The organism is Streptomyces sp. NPDC037054 (genome assembly GCF_055606745.1).
Window position 1 is genome coordinate 136,316 of sequence record NZ_JBVJSJ010000017.1, and the last position, 16,198, is coordinate 152,513.

Below are 16,198 nucleotides of genomic sequence, written 5' to 3' on the forward strand. Positions count from 1 at the left end.
AGTAGCGTTCCGTACATGAGACTCGGTGTCCTCGACGTGGGATCGAACACGGTGCATCTGCTGGTGGTGGACGCGCACCCGGGCGCACGCCCGCTCCCCGCGCACTCGCACAAGGCGGATCTGCGCCTCGCCCAGCTTCTCGACGACGACGGCGCGATCGGCCCCGAGGGGATCGACAAGCTGGTCGCGGTCGTCCAGGAGGCGCTTCAGGCCGCCGAGGACAAGGGCGTCGAGGACCTGCTGCCGTTCGCGACCTCCGCCGTGCGGGAGGCCCGCAACGCCGACGACGTGCTGGCACGCGTGCGTGCCGAGACCGGCGTCGAGCTCACCGTCCTCACCGGCGCCGAGGAGGCCCGGCTCACCTTCCTCGCCGCCCGCCGCTGGTTCGGCTGGTCGGCCGGGAAGCTCCTCGTCCTGGACATCGGCGGCGGCTCCCTGGAGATCGCGTACGGCATCGACGAGGAACCCGACGCCGCCGTCTCGCTGCCGCTCGGCGCGGGCCGCCTGACCGCCGGCTGGCTGCCCGGCGACCCGCCCGCACCGGAGGACGTACGGGCGCTGCGCCGCCACGTCCGCGCGCAGATCGCGCGTACGGTCGGCGAGATAGCCCGCTTCGGCGCGCCCGACCACGTGGTGGCGACGTCCAAGACGTTCAAGCAGCTGGCGCGCATCGCCGGCGCGGCCCGCTCCGCCGAGGGCCTGTACGTGCAGCGCGAGCTGAAGCGGCAGTCCGTGGAGGCCTGGGTGCCGCGCCTGGCCGGCATGACCGCCGCCGAGCGCGCCGAACTCCCGGGCGTCTCGGAGGGCAGGGCGGGCCAGCTGCTCGCGGGCGCGCTGGTGGCCGAGGGCGCGATGGACCTGCTCGGCGTGGAGACGGTGGAGATCTGCCCATGGGCCCTGCGGGAGGGCATCATCCTGCGGCGGCTCGACCACATGCCCGCGGAGTGACACCGGACGCGGGGGCCGGGGCCGACCGTGGGGGCCGGAGCCGACCGCGGAAGGCCCCGGACGACCGCACGCGCGTCCGGCACGCGTCCGGCACGCGCCCGTGGCGAACACCACAACGGCCAAGGGACACCCCGCGTTCGCCGTACGGCACCCCGTAATCTGTCCACCATGGCAGAGCCAGTCGTACGGATCCCGGAGGCGAAGGTCGCCCTGTCGACGGCCTCGGTGTATCCGGAGTCGACGGCGACGGCCTTCGAGATCGCCGCGCGCCTCGGGTACGACGGAGTCGAGGTCATGGTGTGGACCGACCCGGTCAGCCAGGACATCGAGGCGCTGCGCAGACTCAGCGACTACCACCGCATGCCCGTCCTCGCCGTGCACGCGCCCTGCCTGCTCATCACGCAGCGGGTGTGGTCCACGGACCCCTGGACCAAGCTCCAGCGCGCGCGGGCGGCGGCCGAGAAGCTCGGCGCGAGCACGGTCGTCGTGCACCCGCCGTTCCGCTGGCAGCGGCAGTACGCGCGCGACTTCGTGGACGGCGTCTGGCGGATGGCCAACGAGACCGACGTGCGGTTCGCCGTCGAGAACATGTACCCGTGGCGCTACCGCGACCGCGAGATGCTGGCGTACGCCCCCGACTGGGACGTCACCAAGGACGACTACCGGCATTTCACGATCGACCTCAGCCACACCGCGACCGCCCGCTCCGACGCCCTCGACATGATCGACCGGATGGGCGACCGGCTCGGGCACGTCCACCTCGCGGACGGCCGGGGCTCGGCCAAGGACGAGCACCTCGTCCCGGGTCGCGGCACCCAGCCCTGCGCCGAGGTGCTGGAGCGCCTGGCCCTGACCGGCTTCGACGGTCACGTGGTCGTCGAGGTCAACACCCGCCGCGCCATGTCCAGCGCCGAGCGGGAGGCCGACCTCGCCGAGGCGCTGGCGTTCACGCGTCTGCACCTGGCGTCCACGGCGCGGGTGCCGCGGCGATGACCGACGCCGACCCGGCGACGGGCGACGGTCCCAAGGCGGACGCGGCCCCCGGCCGGCGCCGGGGGCGTCCCTCGCGCACCGAGTCCGGCGACACCCGGGGCCGCATCCTGGACGCGGCCCGCGACGAGTTCTCCGAGCGCGGCTACGAGAAGACGTCCGTGCGCGGCATCGCCAAGGCGGCCGGCGTCGACTCCGCGCTCGTGCATCACTACTTCGGTACCAAGGAACAGGTCTTCGAAGCCGCCGTCGAGGTGGCCTTCGCGCCCGCCCTGAAGGTCCGCGACGAGGTCCTAGAAGGGCCCCTCGACGGGGTCGGCGAGCGCCTGACCCGCATGTTCTTCGGGCTGTGGGAGAGCCCGGTCACCCGAGCCCCGCTGCTGGCCATCGTCCGCTCGGCCGTCAACAACGAGGCCGCGGCGGCCGTCTTCCGGCGCCTGATCGCCACGCAGCTGCTGCGCCGCGTCGCCGCCCGGCTCGACCTGCCGGACGCCGACCTGCGGGCCGAACTCGCCGCCGCGCAGCTCGTCGGGGTCGCCATGATCCGGTACGTGATCAAGGTGGAACCGCTGGCCACGGCGGACCCGGAGCAGATCGTCGCGCGGGTCGCGCCGGTGGTGCAGGGCCATCTGACCGGCCCCTGAGCCCATCCCCGGCCGGGCCTGGAACCCCCGTCGCGCATGAGACATGCGTCCCGCGATCCGGACACCGTGTCCGCTCCCTGGATGACGGGCGTACGCTCGACGGGAGTCACAACTCTCCGAAGGAGCGAGCGACGATGCCCGAGCTGAGGTCCCGCACAGTCACCCACGGCCGCAACATGGCGGGCGCACGCGCCCTTATGCGCGCCTCCGGTGTACCCGGTGCGGACATCGGCCGCAAGCCGATCATCGCGGTCGCCAACAGCTTCACCGAGTTCGTGCCCGGCCACACGCACCTCGCGCCGGTCGGCCGCATCGTCAGCGAGGCGGTCGTCGAGGCGGGCGGCATCCCGCGCGAGTTCAACACGATCGCCGTGGACGACGGCATCGCGATGGGCCACGGCGGCATGCTCTACAGCCTGCCCTCGCGCGACCTGATCGCGGACAGCGTGGAGTACATGGTCGAGGCGCACCGCGCGGACGCCCTGATCTGCATCTCCAACTGCGACAAGATCACCCCGGGCATGCTCAACGCGGCCCTGCGCCTGAACATCCCGACGGTCTTCGTCTCCGGCGGCCCGATGGAGGCCGGCCGGGCCACCCTGGTCGACGGCACGGTCCGCACGCTGGACCTGATCGACGCGATGGTGGAGGCCGCCAACGACAAGGTGTCCGACGCGGACGTCCTCCGCATCGAGGAGAACGCCTGTCCCACCTGCGGCTCCTGTTCCGGCATGTTCACCGCCAACTCGATGAACTGCCTGACGGAGGCGATCGGCCTCTCCCTGCCGGGCAACGGCTCGGTGCTGGCCACCCACACCGCCCGCAAGGACCTCTACGTCCGCGCGGCGCACACGGTCATGGACCTCACCCGCCGCTACTACGAGCAGGACGACGACACGGTCCTGCCCCGCTCGATCGCGTCGTTCGCCGCCTTCGAGAACGCGATGGCGCTGGACATCGCCATGGGCGGCTCCACGAACACGATTCTGCACCTGCTGGCCGCCGCGCAGGAGGCGGAGGTGCCGTTCGGTCTCACCGAGATCGACGCCCTCTCGCGCCGCGTGCCGTGCCTGGCGAAGGTCGCGCCGAACGTCGCCAAGACCCGCACGTACTACATGGAGGACGTGCACCGCGCGGGCGGCATCCCGGCCCTGCTCGGCGAGCTGCACCGCGCCGGCCTGCTGAACGAGGACGTCCACTCGGTGCACAGCCCGTCCCTGTCGGACTGGCTGAAGACCTGGGACGTCCGCGGCGGCTCCCCGTCCCCGGAGGCCGTCGAGATGTGGCACGCGGCGCCCGGCTGCGTCCGCTCCGCCGAGGCCTTCTCCCAGTCCGAGCGCTGGGACGCCCTCGACGTGGACGCCGCGGAGGGCTGCATCCGCTCCGCCGAGCACGCGTACTCCGAGGACGGCGGCCTGGCCGTGCTGCGCGGCAACCTCGCGGTCGACGGCTGCGTCGTGAAGACCGCGGGCGTCGACGAGTCCATCTGGACCTTCGAGGGGCCCGCGGTGGTCTGCGAGTCGCAGGACGAGGCCGTCGAGAAGATCCTCACCAAGCAGGTCAAGGAGGGCGACGTCGTCGTCATCCGCTACGAGGGCCCCAAGGGCGGCCCCGGCATGCAGGAGATGCTCTACCCGACGTCGTACCTCAAGAGCCGCGGCCTCGGTAAGGCCTGCGCCCTGATCACGGACGGCCGCTTCTCCGGCGGCACGTCCGGCCTGTCCATCGGCCACGCCTCGCCCGAGGCGGCCTCGGGCGGCACGATCGCGCTGGTGGAGGACGGCGACCGGATCCGCATCGACATCCCGAACCGCTCGATCGAACTCCTCGTCTCCGACGACGAGTTGGCGAGCCGCCGTACCGCGCTCAACGGCGCGTACGCGCCGAGGAACCGCGACCGCAAGGTCTCGGCGGCCCTGCGCGCCTACGCGGCGATGGCCACGAGCGCGGACAAGGGCGCGGTGCGGGACGTGTCGAAGCTGGGCTGACGCCGCGCGTGCGTGAGGAAGGGCCGCTCCCGTGACGGGGGCGGCCCTTCGGCGTCGCGCCGGCCGGTGCCCTACCAGTCGGCGGGCCGCCGCCCGTCCACGGCGAAGACGGTGCCGTCGGGGGCGGTGGCGTAGACGGTGCCGGAGGCGAGCATGGGTCTGGGCAGGGTGGACACGAGGTCGTCGGTGTTCCCGCCGAGCCGGGCCCGCGTCTGACCGAGGAGCCGGCCCCCGGCGGCGTCCACGGCGAGCAGCCGTCCGTCCGCGCCGGTGACATACACGTGCCGACCGTCGGTGACGGGCGCCGATCCCCGGCTCACCGACGTTTCCAGTGACCACAGTTGCCGCTCCCTGCCGGTGTCGACGACCGTGAGGGAGCCGCCGAGGCCCAGGAGGCTGACGAGGTCCCCGCGCACGGTCGCCTGCGCCTGCTCCAGCGGAACGCCCAGGGCGACGCGCCGCGAGGCCCCGACCCCCGGGTCGTACCGGACGACGCCGTCGATTTCCCCGTACGTGCCACTGGCCGACAGGAGGACGACGCTGCCGCCCGCGACGCCGACCGGGGTCAACCGGCCCTTGAGGCGCACGTCCCAGAGCACGTCGCCGGTCTCCGGTGCCACCGCCGTGAGCCGCGTCCGCGTCCCGCCGTCGGCCGGGGTGGCGGACAGGGCGTAGGGGCCGCCGTCGAACGACGTGAAGTACGGGCTGCGCAGGTCCGCGACGCGCCGGGTCCACCGCGCCTCGCCCGAGGCGCTGTCGACGCCGGTGACCCGCCCGTCGGCGGCCGTCAGCAGCAGCACGCCGCCCGCGTGGCGGGAGGCGCGGTACTCGCTCAGGTCCAGCTCCCACGCGCGCTTGCCGGACGCCGGGTCGAGGGCCTCCACGCGGGCCCCCGAGTGGGTCCGCACGTGCACGAGGCCGCCGGAGAAGACCGGCGCCTCGGCGGGACCTTCGGCACCGTCGAGGGCGCGCCGCCACAGCACGTGGCCGTCGGCCGGGTCGAGCGCGGTGACCCGCCCCGGCCGTACGCACAGCAGCCGCTCCGCGCCGTACGTGCACCGGGGCATGCCCTGCTTTCCGATCGACGGCGTGGCCGCCCAGGGGCGGAAGTCCGCCGACGGGGCGGAGGCACCCGCCGGGGTCTGACGCGGCGTGGGGTCGTCGTCCAGCAGCAGGAAGGCGGTGCCCGCCCCCGTGACGAGGGCCAGCGCCGTGGCGGCCAGCAGCGCGGCACGCTTGCGGGGGCCGCGCGGTGCCGCGGACACGGGGCGGCCGGCGGGCGGCTTCTGCGGCGACGCCCCCGCCGGCGTCCGCTGTGTCGGTATGAACGCCTGCGTGTCGTACGACGCCGCCACCGACCGCAGTTCGCGCATCAGCTCGTCCGGTGTGGGCCGTTCGGCGGGTTCCTTGGCGAGGCAGCGCAGGACGAGCGGGGTGAGTTCGGCCGGTACGCCCGTCAAGTCGGGCTCGTCGTGGACGACTTGGTAGGCGACGACGTACGGGCTGTCGGAGTCGAACGGCGCCCGCCCGGTCGCCGCGTGCACCAGCACCGAACCCAGCGCGAACACGTCCGCCGCCGGCCCCACCTCACGCGGCCGACGGAACTGCTCCGGCGCCATGAACGGCGGCGTGCCGATCAACTTGCCCGTCTCGGTCCGCAGTTCGCTGTCGGTTGGCCGAGAAATGCCGAAGTCGATGACCTTCGGGCCGTCCTCGGCGAGCAGGACGTTGCTCGGCTTGAGATCCCGGTGCACCACCCCGACCCGGTGGATGTCCCGCAGCGCCTCGGCCAGCCCGGCCATCAGCCGGCGCAGTTGGGCGGCGTCCATCGGGCCGTTCCGCTTCACGTGCTCGGCGAGGGTCGGGCCGGGGATGAACAGCGTGGCCATCCAGGGTCGTTCGCCCTCGGGATCCGCGTCCACCACCGGCGCGGTGAAGGCGCCGCTGACCCGGCGCGCCGCCGCCACCTCCTGCCGGAAACGCCCCCTGAACTCGGGGTCCCGGGCGAACTCGGCGTGCACGACCTTCACCGCGAGCTTCATCCCGGAGGTGCTGCGCGCGAGGTGCACGACCCCCATGCCGCCCGAGCCCAGGCATGCTTCGAGACGGTAGTGACCGGCGTACTCGGGAAGTTCCGCTTCCGCGCCCGCTCCGGCGTTTCGCTGTGGCGCCATGGGACCACCCCCGTGCTTTCGTCCGCGCGCGCGACGCTCGGAGCCTAGTCGATGACTCGTACGAGTCAGAGGCGGCTTGCTAGCCTCTTTGTACGAATCGCGCACGACTGTTTCGTGGCGTGATCCGGGGGTATCAACGCGTCCCCATGGCAGTCATGGGGTGCAACGGGGGAGGAATCGCATGTCTGTTGACCGTGCCGAAGCGGCGGAGAGCGGCGCGCCGGAGCCGATGGTGGCGACGGCCGGGGCCACGACGACCCGCTCCTACGCGATCGCCCCGGGCTACCGGGTGAACATCCGCAGCGGCCCCGGCACCGGCTACTCGATCGTCGGCGTCCTGCCCGAGGGCTCGCGCGTCGCCATCAACTGCCAGTCCCCGGGCACGTGGGTCACGGGCCCGTACGGCACGTCGAACATCTGGGACAACATCGCCAACGGCCAGTTCATCTCGGACGCCTACGTCAACACGGGCAGCGACGGCTACATCCGCCCACGCTGCGCCTGAGCCCCAGGGCCGGCCGGCGGCCGGTGGGGCACCGGCCGCCCCACCGGCTCCACCGTGATCAGCCGCGCGAAATAGCCGTCCGGGACCGCCTCGCCCACCAACCGGCCCTCCGCCTCCAGCCAGGCGTGCGCGGTGAACGGCGGGACCACGCGGACGCCCGTGCACCACGTCGGCCACGTGCCCCGCAGGCGGCACAGCAGCGCCGCCCCCAGGGACCGGGGCAGGCAGCCCATCGGGCCGGCGCAGCGCAGGCTCACCGCGCACATCGCGTCGCGCGCCCGCTGCGCCTGCGCGGCCGTCGCCGGGACCGCCCCCCGGCGCAGCACGCCGAGGACCGCCCGGAGCCGGCCCGGCGGCAGCAGCGTCAGCAGCAGCGCCGGCACCAGGACCAGGCGGGCGGCGACGCGCCGGCCCAGCGGCACGCCCCGCGGCCGTTCGATGGCGCTCGGCGTGGTCACCGCGCCAGCCCCGATTCCCGCAGCTGCCGTACGAGGTGGTCGACGTCCTGCCGCGCGGTCGCGGCGTCGATGTCGAACTCGGCGGCGAGCGCGGCGCTCGCCGTCTCCTCGTCGCCGCCGTCCATGAGGATGCCGACGACGAGGCTCGCGGTCGGGTTCAACTCCCAGTAGTCACCGCCGCGTTCGTCCAGCAGGACAGTGCCGTGGTCGGTCTTCGCCGTGGACACGCTGTCCGCGAATCGCAGGGTCATGAGGGGTCCCTTCCGACGTGGTCGGTTCCGGGCCGCACGGGCGTGGTCGGCTCCGGGGCGGACGCGAGGTGCCGGGCCCGTTCGAGCCCCCGCAGCCACACCTCCGCCGCGATGGTCGAGTAGAGGATCGAGTTCTGCAGTTCGGGCGTCCCCGGCCGCTGGGCGAGGCGGCGCAGCGCGTCGCCGTCCACCAGGCCGAGCCGCGCCAGCCGGGAGTCCTCCCACAGCGCCAGCAGGTCGGCCCGGTGGGCGCGCAGCCCTTCCGCCGCGTCCATCGAGGCCGTGGCCTTGGTGGTGCGCCGCAGGCACCCGTCGGGCACGAGCCCGCGCATCGCCGCGCCCAGCAGCGGCTTGTACGCCCAGGGCGTGACGCGCTCCGAGGGCCGTACGGCGAGGCAGGCCTCGATCACCCGGTCGTCGAGGAACGGATGCGCCTGCGGCGTCCCGGCCCGCGCGGCCATGTGGTCCCACTGGCGCATGATGCGGGCGCAGGAGCGGATCTGCTCCAGGTCCGCGTGCAGTCCCCGGTCCGGGTGCAGCGGCCGGGCGGAGACCGCCGCCTCGCGCAGCGCCCGCCCGGCGAGGCGCTCGGCCTCGGGCGTCACCCAGTCGAACAGCCGTGGCGCCATCCCCCAGCCGAGGCCGGTGGCCACGCCGGGCGGCAGCGGCTCGCGCAGTTGCCCGGCCGCGTCCGCGAGCCACGTCGCGTAGGGGCGGGAGTCGGCCAGCGCGCGCAGCGTGCCGCCAAGCGGCCACTGCCACAGCGCCCGGAAGCCGCGCAACTGCCGCAGCGCGAACAGCGGCCGGGTGCGCGCGAGCCGGTGGTAGTACGCCTCGGAGCACCAGGCCACGTGGTCGCCGCCGATCCCCGTCAGATGGACGCGGCTGCCGCGCTCGGCCATGGCGGGCAGGTGCCGCAGCATCCGGGAGCGGTCCATCACGCCGATGGTCGGCTCGTCGAGGAGGTCGTCGATGGCGAGCAGGTCCGTGTAGACCAGCGGCGAGTCGTCGGGGTCCCAGATCACGTGCTCCACGTCCGGGAGGGCGGCCGCGGCCTGCCGCGCCCAGTGCAGGTCGGTGTCGGCCGGGTCGCGGCCCGGCCAGGTGCTGGCGACCACCCGGGCGGGCGACGCGGCGGCGAGGAAGCAGACGGACGTCGAGTCGAGGCCGCCGGACAGGTCGCAGCTGACGACCCCGCCGCCCCGGGTGCGTACGGCCACGGCCCCGGCGAGCGCCTCCCGGACCAGGGGAGCGCCGCCCGCGAGGGTGCGGACCGGCTCCGGCGGCGTCCACCAGCGCGTGTGGTGCGCGCCGCGTCCGTCCCGGTCGACGATCAGCGCCTCGTCCGGGGCGACCGCGTCGACCGAGGCCCACAGGGGCCGTTCGGCCAGCGGCAGCGGCGTGGGCCACAGCAGCCGTACGGCGATCTGCTCGACGTCGGGTTCGAGGCCGAGGCGGTGGGCGAGGAGGTCGGCGCGGGTGGCGGCGACCCGGGTGCCGTCGACGAGGGCGTGGAACACCAGCCGCGTTCCGGAGGCGGTGCCCTGCACCCGGAGCCGCCCGTCGAGAACGGCGACGAGGTGGAAGCTGCCGGGCGCGGTGCGCGCCCAGCGGTCGAGACCGGCCGGGCCGTCCAGCCGGGCGGCCAGGCGTTCCAGACCCGCCGCGTCGAGGGAGCCGGAGCCGATCAGGGCGAGGGACGTGCCGCGCACATGGGCGGTGACGACGTCCGTGTCGTCCCACTCGCCCACCAGCCACGGCCGGCCCGAGGCGTGTGCGAGGACACGCGTGCCGGTACGTCGGAAGGAGCGGGCCACGGCGGCCGCGTCCGCGCGGTCGGGAAAGACCGCGAAGTACGCCGCGCCGCCGGGGCCCGTCCCCGCACTCTCGTGCAGATGCGTCATGCCGGGTGGCCGGCGTCAGTTCTTGCTGAGGACCAGTCGGTCGTTGCCCGCGAAGCCGAGCAGGCCGGTCTTCTTCCGGAAGGTGCCGCGCCGGGCGAGGGTCGGAGCCTCGTACGCCTTCTTCATGAGCTCTCCTTCATGGGTGTGTGCCCGTCCGCCGCCGGATGGCAGGCGGTGTCGGCCGGCTCGCGGCGGGAACCACCGGAGCTTCCGCCGCGCCGTGCGCCGGCCCAGGGAAAGCAAGCCGGACGGGGGACGGGGAGACAAGACGGCGAGGAGTAGTAGGGAAATACGCCAAATCGGTTCGGGTGATCCCCTCCTCCGTGTCGGTGAGAGCGCTTGCCCGGCGACGTTCCTGGAGGACCCGGGGGCGCGGGGCGCGCCCTGCGGCGCACTCGCCCGCCGGCCCGCGCCGCCCGCTGTCCTCCGGCACCACGGAACGAGCCCGAGGGTTCGGCCCCGTTCGGCATTCCCGTCGCTTGACCGCCCCCGCACCCGAGAGCATTATTCATCATGTGATGAATAAAAATCGCCGGCCCGATCCGCCGGCCACCACCCCGCCCGACAGGCCGACCGGCACACCACCCGACACCCCCGCCCCGGCCGTCCACGCCGCGGGGCTCACCGTCGTCCGAGGCCCCCGCACCGTCCTGCGCTCCCTCGACTTCACCGTCCCCCGCGGCCGCATCACCGGCCTCCTCGGCCCCTCCGGCTGCGGCAAGTCCACGCTGATGCGCGCCGTCGTCGGCACCCAGGCCAAGGTCACCGGCACCCTCGACGTCCTCGGCCGCCCCGCCGGCCACCCCACCCTGCGCGACCGCGTCGGCTACGTCACCCAGGCCCCGTCCGTCTACGACGACCTGACCGTCCGCCAGAACCTCGACTACTTCGCCGCGATCCTCGACCCCGGCCGCGCGGCGGCCGAGCGCCGCCACGACAACGTCACCCGCACCATCGCCGACGTCGACCTCACCAGCCACGCCGACGCCCTCGCCGGCAACCTCTCCGGCGGCCAGCGCAGCCGCGTCTCCCTCGCCGTCGCCCTCCTCGGCACGCCCGAACTCCTCGTCCTGGACGAGCCGACCGTCGGCCTCGACCCCGTCCTGCGCCGCGACCTGTGGGCCCTCTTCCACACCATCGCCGCCGACCGCGGCGCCGCACTCCTCGTCTCCTCCCACGTCATGGACGAGGCCGAGCGCTGCCACCGCCTCATGCTCATGCGCGAGGGCGAGATCCTCGCCGAGGACACCCCGGACGCCCTGCGCACCCGTACCGGCACCGCCACCGTGGAAGCCGCCTTCCTCCACCTCGTGGACGAGGCGACCGCCGCACGCCGCGACAAGGAGCGCACCCGATGACCACCACCCACCCGCCCGCCCCGCGCGCCCTGAACGCGTCCCGCACCACCGCGACCGCCGCGCGCGTCCTGCGCCAGCTCCGCCACGACCCGCGCACCATCGCGCTGATGATCCTCGTCCCCTGCGTGATGCTGCTCCTGCTGCGCTACGTCTTCGACGGCAGCCCCCGCACCTTCGACAGCATCGGAGCCTCGCTCCTCGGGATCTTCCCGCTGATCACGATGTTCCTGGTGACGTCCATCGCCACCCTGCGCGAACGCACCTCCGGCACCCTCGAACGCCTCCTCGCCATGCCCCTCGGCAAGGGCGACCTCATCGCGGGCTACGCCCTCGCCTTCGGCACCCTCGCCGTCGTCCAGTCCGCCCTCGCCACGGGCCTCGCGGTCTGGTTCCTGGGCCTCGACGTCACCGGCAGCCCCTGGCTGCTGCTCCTGGTGGCCCTGCTCGACGCCCTCCTCGGCACGGCCCTCGGCCTCTTCGTCTCGGCCTTCGCGGCCTCCGAGTTCCAGGCGGTGCAGTTCATGCCGGCGGTGATCTTCCCCCAGCTCCTCCTGTGCGGCCTGTTCACCCCGCGCGACAAGATGCACCCCGCCCTGGAGGCCGTCTCCGACGCGCTCCCCATGTCGTACGCGGTCGACGGCATGAACGAGGTCCTCAGGCACACCGACATGACAGCGGCCTTCGTACGGGACGTCCTCATCGTCGCGGGCTGCGCCCTGCTGGTCCTGGGCCTGGGAGCGGCCACACTGAAACGCCGCACACAGTGACCAACCAGCCCGTCCGGCGCTTGAGGACGAGGCCCTTCGGGCCGAAGCGGGGATCCGGGGGCGGCAGCCCCCCGGGGTCGGGAAGGGAAGGGGTGGCGGGGGCGAGCACCTCGCCAGCGGCCACCGACGCGTCCCGCCCACCGGACAACCACCCCGCCACCACGCCCGCGGTGCGAGGATGACCCCGGACGACGCAACCCCCGGAGGGCCCCGCACCATGACCCAGAAAGTCGCAGTCCTCGGCACCGGCAAGATCGGCGAAGCCCTGCTCAGCGGAATGATCCGGGCCGGCTGGGCCCCGGCCGACCTCCTGGTCACCGCCCGCCGCCCGGAGCGCGCCGAGGAACTCCGCGCCCGCCACGGCGTCACCCCCGTCACCAACGCCGAGGCCGCCAAGAGCGCCGACACCCTGATCCTCACGGTCAAGCCGCAGGACATGGGCACCCTCCTCGACGAACTCGCCCCCCACGTCCCCGCCGACCGCCTCGTCGTCAGCGGCGCCGCCGGCATCCCGACCGCGTTCTTCGAGGAGCGCCTCGCCCCCGGCACCCCGGTGGTCCGCGTCATGACGAACACGCCCGCCCTCGTGGACGAGGCCATGTCCGTCATCTCCGCCGGCAGCCACGCCACCGCGGATCACCTCGCCCACACCGAGGAGATCTTCGGCGCCGTCGGCAAGACGCTCCGCGTCCCCGAGTCCCAGCAGGACGCCTGCACGGCGCTCTCCGGCTCGGGACCGGCGTACTTCTTCTACCTGGTCGAGGCCATGACCGACGCGGGCATCCTGCTCGGCCTGCCCCGCGACAAGGCCCACGACCTGATCGTCCAGTCCGCGATCGGCGCCGCCACGATGCTCCGCGACAGCGGCGAACACCCGGTCAAGCTCCGCGAGAACGTCACGTCCCCCGCGGGCACCACCATCAACGCCATCCGCGAACTGGAGAACCACGGCGTACGGGCCGCCCTCATCGCCGCCCTCGAAGCCGCCCGCGACCGCAGCCGCGAACTCGCCTCCGGCAACGGCTGACCCGGCGGCCCCCGCCCGGCCGCGGCCTCACTCCGCCGCGGCCACCACGTCCCCGGTCGTCACGACCTTTGCGAATCCACCGCCGTGCAGCGACACCGCGGTCGCCCGCGTCAACTCGTCCGCCGTCGCCGACCAGCCGAACGGCCCGGCCAGGTCGAAGGTGTGCATGGCGTCGAGCGCGAACAGCACGTCGTACCCGAGGTTCCCGGCCATGCGCGCCGTCGTCTCGTTGCACATGTTGGTCTGGATACCGGCGACCACGATCTGCCGCACCCTGGAGCCCTTCAGCCAGCCGTCCAGATCGGGCTCGCCGTAGAACGCCGAGTTCACCGACTTCGTCACCAGCAGCTCGGGGCCCGAACCCCTGCCCCGCCGCACCTCCACGAAGTCCTTGAAGTCGTTGCCCGCGTACCCCACCCGCAGCGGAGACCGCGACTGCGCCGGCGAATCGTGCCGCACGAACACCACCGGCCGCCCCGTCGCCTGCCAGACATCGATGAGCGCGGCGATGTTCCGCTCCGCGTCCGGATTGTTCCGCAGCCCCCAGAACGCGTCCTCGAACCCCTTCTGCACATCCACGACCACGAGCGCCGCGTCGCCTGCCACCTCAAGCTGTGTCTTCTCCATGGCCACGATGCTGCCGATCCGGCACCCGCCGAAACAGTGGCAGCAACGCCGAGCATCGATGGCTTACTGCCATCATGACGCCATGCAGCGCATCGCCCTCCTCGCCTTCCCCGGCATCCGCGCCTTCGACGTCTCCGTCATCACCGAGGTCTGGGGCAGCGAACGCACCCTCCGCGGCGTCCCGCCCTTCGAACTGCGCCGCGCCGCCACCGCCCCCGGCGACCCCGTCCCGATGCCCGGCGGCCTCACCCTCACCCCCGATCGCCCCCTCGACTGGCTCGACGGGGCCGACCTGGTCGTCGTCCCGGGACTGGTCGACCACGACACCGTCGTCGCCGCCCCCGTCCTCGACGCGCTGCGCCGCGCCCACGCCGTCGGCACCCCGATCGCCGCCCTCTGCGCCGGCGCCTTCGTCCTCGCCCAGGCCGGACTCCTCGACGGCCGCCGCGCCGTCACCCACTGGCACCTCGCCCCGCACCTCCAGGCCCGCTACCCCCGGATCACGGTCGAGCCCGACGCCCTCTTCATCGAGGACGGCACCGTCTGGACCTCCGCCGGCACGGCAGCCGGCATCGACCTGTGCCTCCACCTCGTACGCGTCGCCCACGGCGCCGAGGCCGCCGCCGCCATCGCCCGCTCCATGGTCACCGCCCCCTTCCGCACCGGCACGCAGGCCCAGTTCATCGAGCGCCCCACCCCACGCGCCGACCGCGCCGCCGACACCCTCGCCGCCGTACGCGAACACGCCCTGCGCCACCTGCACGAACCGCTCACGGTCGCCGACCTGGCCGCCCGCGCCGGGATGGCCCCCCGCACCTTCGCCCGGCACTTCACGGCCGAGACCGGCACCACGCCGCTGCGCTGGCTCCTCGACCAGCGCCTCGCCGCCGCGCAGAAACTCCTCGAACGCACCGACCTGCCCATGCCCGAGGTCGCCCGCCGCGCCGGCTTCGGCAGCGAGGTCACGATGCGCCAGCACTTCGCATCGCGCCTCGCCACCAGCCCACGCGCCTACCGCGCCGCGTTCAGCACGACTCCCGCCTCCGCCTCCGCTTCGGACCCGGCCGGCAGCAACCCGATCGCCCGATAGGCCGCGTCCACGGTCGGGCGGGCCATGCCCCGCGCCCGCTCGGCCCCGTCCCGCAGCACGCCCTCCACGTGACCGGGGTCCGCGCACAGCTCGCGATGCCGCTCCTGCACGGGCCTGAGGGTCTCGACCACGGCCTCGGCGGTGTCCTTCTTCAGCGCCCCGTACGACGCGTACGCACCGGCCAGCTCCGCCGGATCCCCGCCCGAGCACGCCGCGAGGATCTCCAGCAGGTTCGCCACCCCGGGCCGCGCCTGTGGGTCGTACGCCACGTCCTGCCCGCTGTCGGTCACGGCCCGCATCACCTTCTTCCGGATCACGTCCGGCTCGTCGAGCAGATAGACGATGCCCGGCCCCGAGTCGTCGGACTTGCCCATCTTCGACGCGGGGTCCTGGAGGTTCATCACCCGCGCCGCCACCTTCGGCACCGTCGCGCGCGGCACCACGAACGTGTGCCCGTACCGCTGGTTGAACCGCACCGCGAGGTCCCGCGTCAGCTCCACGTGCTGCGCCTGGTCGTCACCGACCGGCACCTCGTCGGCCCCGTACGCGAGGATGTCCGCCGCCATCAGCACGGGATACGTCAGCAGCGACAGCCGCACACTCCCGCCGCGCCCCCGCTCCCGCGCGGCCTTCTCCTTGTACTGGATCATCCGCCGCATCTCCCCGTCGGTCGCGACGCACTCCAGCACGTACGACAGCCGGGCGTGCTCGTCCACGTGACTCTGGACGAACACGGTGCACAACCGCGGATCGAGACCGGCGGCGAGCAACAGCGTCGCCGCCTGCCGACTGAGCCGCCGCACCCGCGCCGGATCGTGGTCCACGGTCAGCGCGTGCAGGTCGACGACGCAGAACAACGCGTCGGCCCGGTGCTGGTCGACCGCGGCCCACTGCCGCATGGCCCCCAGGTAGTTCCCGAGCGTCAGATGCCCGGTCGGCTTGATCCCGCTGAAAACCCGCTTCATCTCTCCACCTCCTGGTCGAGACCGCCGCGACCGGCCGGCCGACCCCCGGAGGAGAAACGAGAACGGCCGCCGTAGCGGCGGCCGTTGAGTGCGTACGTGAGCGCGGCCGCCGTCAGGCGGCCCACCAGAACTGGTTGCGCGTACGCGTCGTCATGCGGCTCAGGGTACGCCCCGGGGGTGCCGTCCGCACCGAAGTTGACACGCCCCGGGTCCCTCCGTACTGTTCTCCGAGTTGTCCGACGTGAGCGCCGACTCCGGTCGGTCCCCGGACAACCATTCCGCAAGTACCACCATTACTCGGCGACAGTCGTGCTGCGTCTGCCGTCGTTTCATTGGTATGCGTATTCGCGAAATGAGGAATCAACCCCCGATTCGCTCGGGAGCTGAGAATCCGCTAAAGTCTCACTCGTCGGAACGGCCCAACGGCCGGGAAGACAAACCCCGCTGACTGGGGGTCAGGTCGAGAAAAGGATCTGATAGAGTCGGAAACGCAAGACCGAAG

16 protein-coding genes are annotated in these 16,198 nt (G+C 73.4%); 9 read left to right on the plus strand and 7 right to left on the minus strand.

Annotated features, from left to right (window positions below; all coding sequences use genetic code 11):
- Positions 1-15 precede the first annotated feature (15 nt).
- The 4 genes from ACZ7D7_RS31600 (at position 16) to ilvD (ending at position 4,570) form a co-directional block, all read left to right on the plus strand.
- Complete coding sequence (locus tag ACZ7D7_RS31600) at positions 16-948, plus strand: Ppx/GppA family phosphatase (protein ID WP_470828786.1); 933 nt, start codon at positions 16-18, stop codon at positions 946-948.
- 168 nt (positions 949-1,116) lie between these two features.
- Entirely contained in the window at positions 1,117-1,941 is an 825-nt protein-coding gene (locus ACZ7D7_RS31605) for a sugar phosphate isomerase/epimerase family protein (protein WP_470828787.1), read from the plus strand.
- A complete protein-coding gene (locus tag ACZ7D7_RS31610; RefSeq protein ID WP_470828788.1) occupies positions 1,938-2,582 on the plus strand; it encodes a TetR/AcrR family transcriptional regulator in 645 nt (214 codons plus the stop codon). Before ACZ7D7_RS31605 ends, ACZ7D7_RS31610 begins: the two co-directional genes overlap by 4 nt.
- 134 nt (positions 2,583-2,716) lie before the next feature.
- Positions 2,717-4,570, plus strand: a complete 1,854-nt coding sequence (ilvD, locus tag ACZ7D7_RS31615) for a dihydroxy-acid dehydratase (RefSeq protein ID WP_470828789.1) — start codon at positions 2,717-2,719, stop codon at positions 4,568-4,570.
- 71 nt (positions 4,571-4,641) lie between these two features.
- On the opposite strand, the gene ACZ7D7_RS31620 is transcribed toward ilvD, so the two are convergent.
- Positions 4,642-6,744, minus strand: a complete 2,103-nt coding sequence (locus tag ACZ7D7_RS31620) for a serine/threonine-protein kinase (protein WP_470828791.1) — start codon at positions 6,742-6,744, stop codon at positions 4,642-4,644.
- Between the two features lie 181 nt (positions 6,745-6,925).
- On the opposite strand from ACZ7D7_RS31620, the gene ACZ7D7_RS31625 reads away from it, so the two are divergent.
- The gene (locus ACZ7D7_RS31625) at positions 6,926-7,249 is read left to right on the plus strand and encodes an SH3 domain-containing protein (protein WP_470828792.1); all 324 of its coding nucleotides are present in this window, start codon (positions 6,926-6,928) and stop codon (positions 7,247-7,249) included.
- Here ACZ7D7_RS31625 and ACZ7D7_RS31630 read toward each other — a convergent pair.
- From ACZ7D7_RS31630 to ACZ7D7_RS31645, 4 genes are read right to left on the minus strand one after another with little or no spacing between them, the layout of a single operon-like run.
- Positions 7,225-7,707 (minus strand): lasso peptide biosynthesis B2 protein, encoded by a 483-nt coding sequence (locus tag ACZ7D7_RS31630; RefSeq protein ID WP_470828794.1) that lies wholly within the window; start codon positions 7,705-7,707, stop codon positions 7,225-7,227. The two genes, ACZ7D7_RS31625 and ACZ7D7_RS31630, sit on opposite strands and share 25 nt — an antisense overlap.
- Complete coding sequence (locus ACZ7D7_RS31635; protein ID WP_470828795.1) at positions 7,704-7,958, minus strand: lasso peptide biosynthesis PqqD family chaperone; 255 nt, start codon at positions 7,956-7,958, stop codon at positions 7,704-7,706. Before ACZ7D7_RS31635 ends, ACZ7D7_RS31630 begins: the two co-directional genes overlap by 4 nt.
- Positions 7,955-9,862 (minus strand): lasso peptide isopeptide bond-forming cyclase, encoded by a 1,908-nt coding sequence (locus tag ACZ7D7_RS31640; RefSeq protein ID WP_470828797.1) that lies wholly within the window; start codon positions 9,860-9,862, stop codon positions 7,955-7,957. The genes ACZ7D7_RS31635 and ACZ7D7_RS31640 overlap by 4 nt, the downstream gene beginning before the upstream one ends.
- A 15-nt stretch (positions 9,863-9,877) precedes the next feature.
- The gene (locus ACZ7D7_RS31645) at positions 9,878-9,988 is read right to left on the minus strand and encodes a keywimysin-related RiPP (protein ID WP_470828798.1); all 111 of its coding nucleotides are present in this window, start codon (positions 9,986-9,988) and stop codon (positions 9,878-9,880) included.
- Positions 9,989-10,380: 392 nt separating this feature from the next.
- On the opposite strand from ACZ7D7_RS31645, the gene ACZ7D7_RS31650 reads away from it, so the two are divergent.
- The 3 genes from ACZ7D7_RS31650 to proC all read left to right on the plus strand — a co-directional run bounded on the left by ACZ7D7_RS31650 (position 10,381) and on the right by proC (position 13,014).
- Positions 10,381-11,220, plus strand: coding sequence for an ABC transporter ATP-binding protein (locus ACZ7D7_RS31650; protein WP_470828799.1), 840 nt, complete (start codon positions 10,381-10,383; stop codon positions 11,218-11,220).
- Positions 11,217-11,987, plus strand: a complete 771-nt coding sequence (locus ACZ7D7_RS31655; RefSeq protein WP_470828800.1) for an ABC transporter permease — start codon at positions 11,217-11,219, stop codon at positions 11,985-11,987. Before ACZ7D7_RS31650 ends, ACZ7D7_RS31655 begins: the two co-directional genes overlap by 4 nt.
- 217 nt (positions 11,988-12,204) lie before the next feature.
- Positions 12,205-13,014, plus strand: a complete 810-nt coding sequence (proC, locus tag ACZ7D7_RS31660) for a pyrroline-5-carboxylate reductase (RefSeq protein WP_470828801.1) — start codon at positions 12,205-12,207, stop codon at positions 13,012-13,014.
- Between the two features lie 27 nt (positions 13,015-13,041).
- On the opposite strand, the gene ACZ7D7_RS31665 is transcribed toward proC, so the two are convergent.
- Positions 13,042-13,641 (minus strand): cysteine hydrolase family protein, encoded by a 600-nt coding sequence (locus tag ACZ7D7_RS31665; RefSeq protein ID WP_470828802.1) that lies wholly within the window; start codon positions 13,639-13,641, stop codon positions 13,042-13,044.
- A gap of 82 nt (positions 13,642-13,723) precedes the next feature.
- Here ACZ7D7_RS31665 and ACZ7D7_RS31670 point away from each other — a divergent pair, with 82 nt between their 5' ends.
- Positions 13,724-14,731, plus strand: a complete 1,008-nt coding sequence (locus ACZ7D7_RS31670; protein ID WP_470828803.1) for a GlxA family transcriptional regulator — start codon at positions 13,724-13,726, stop codon at positions 14,729-14,731.
- Here ACZ7D7_RS31670 and trpS read toward each other — a convergent pair.
- Positions 14,653-15,696, minus strand: a complete 1,044-nt coding sequence (gene trpS / locus ACZ7D7_RS31675; RefSeq protein WP_470828804.1) for a tryptophan--tRNA ligase — start codon at positions 15,694-15,696, stop codon at positions 14,653-14,655. The genes ACZ7D7_RS31670 and trpS overlap by 79 nt on opposite strands.
- Positions 15,697-16,198: the final 502 nt, after the last annotated feature.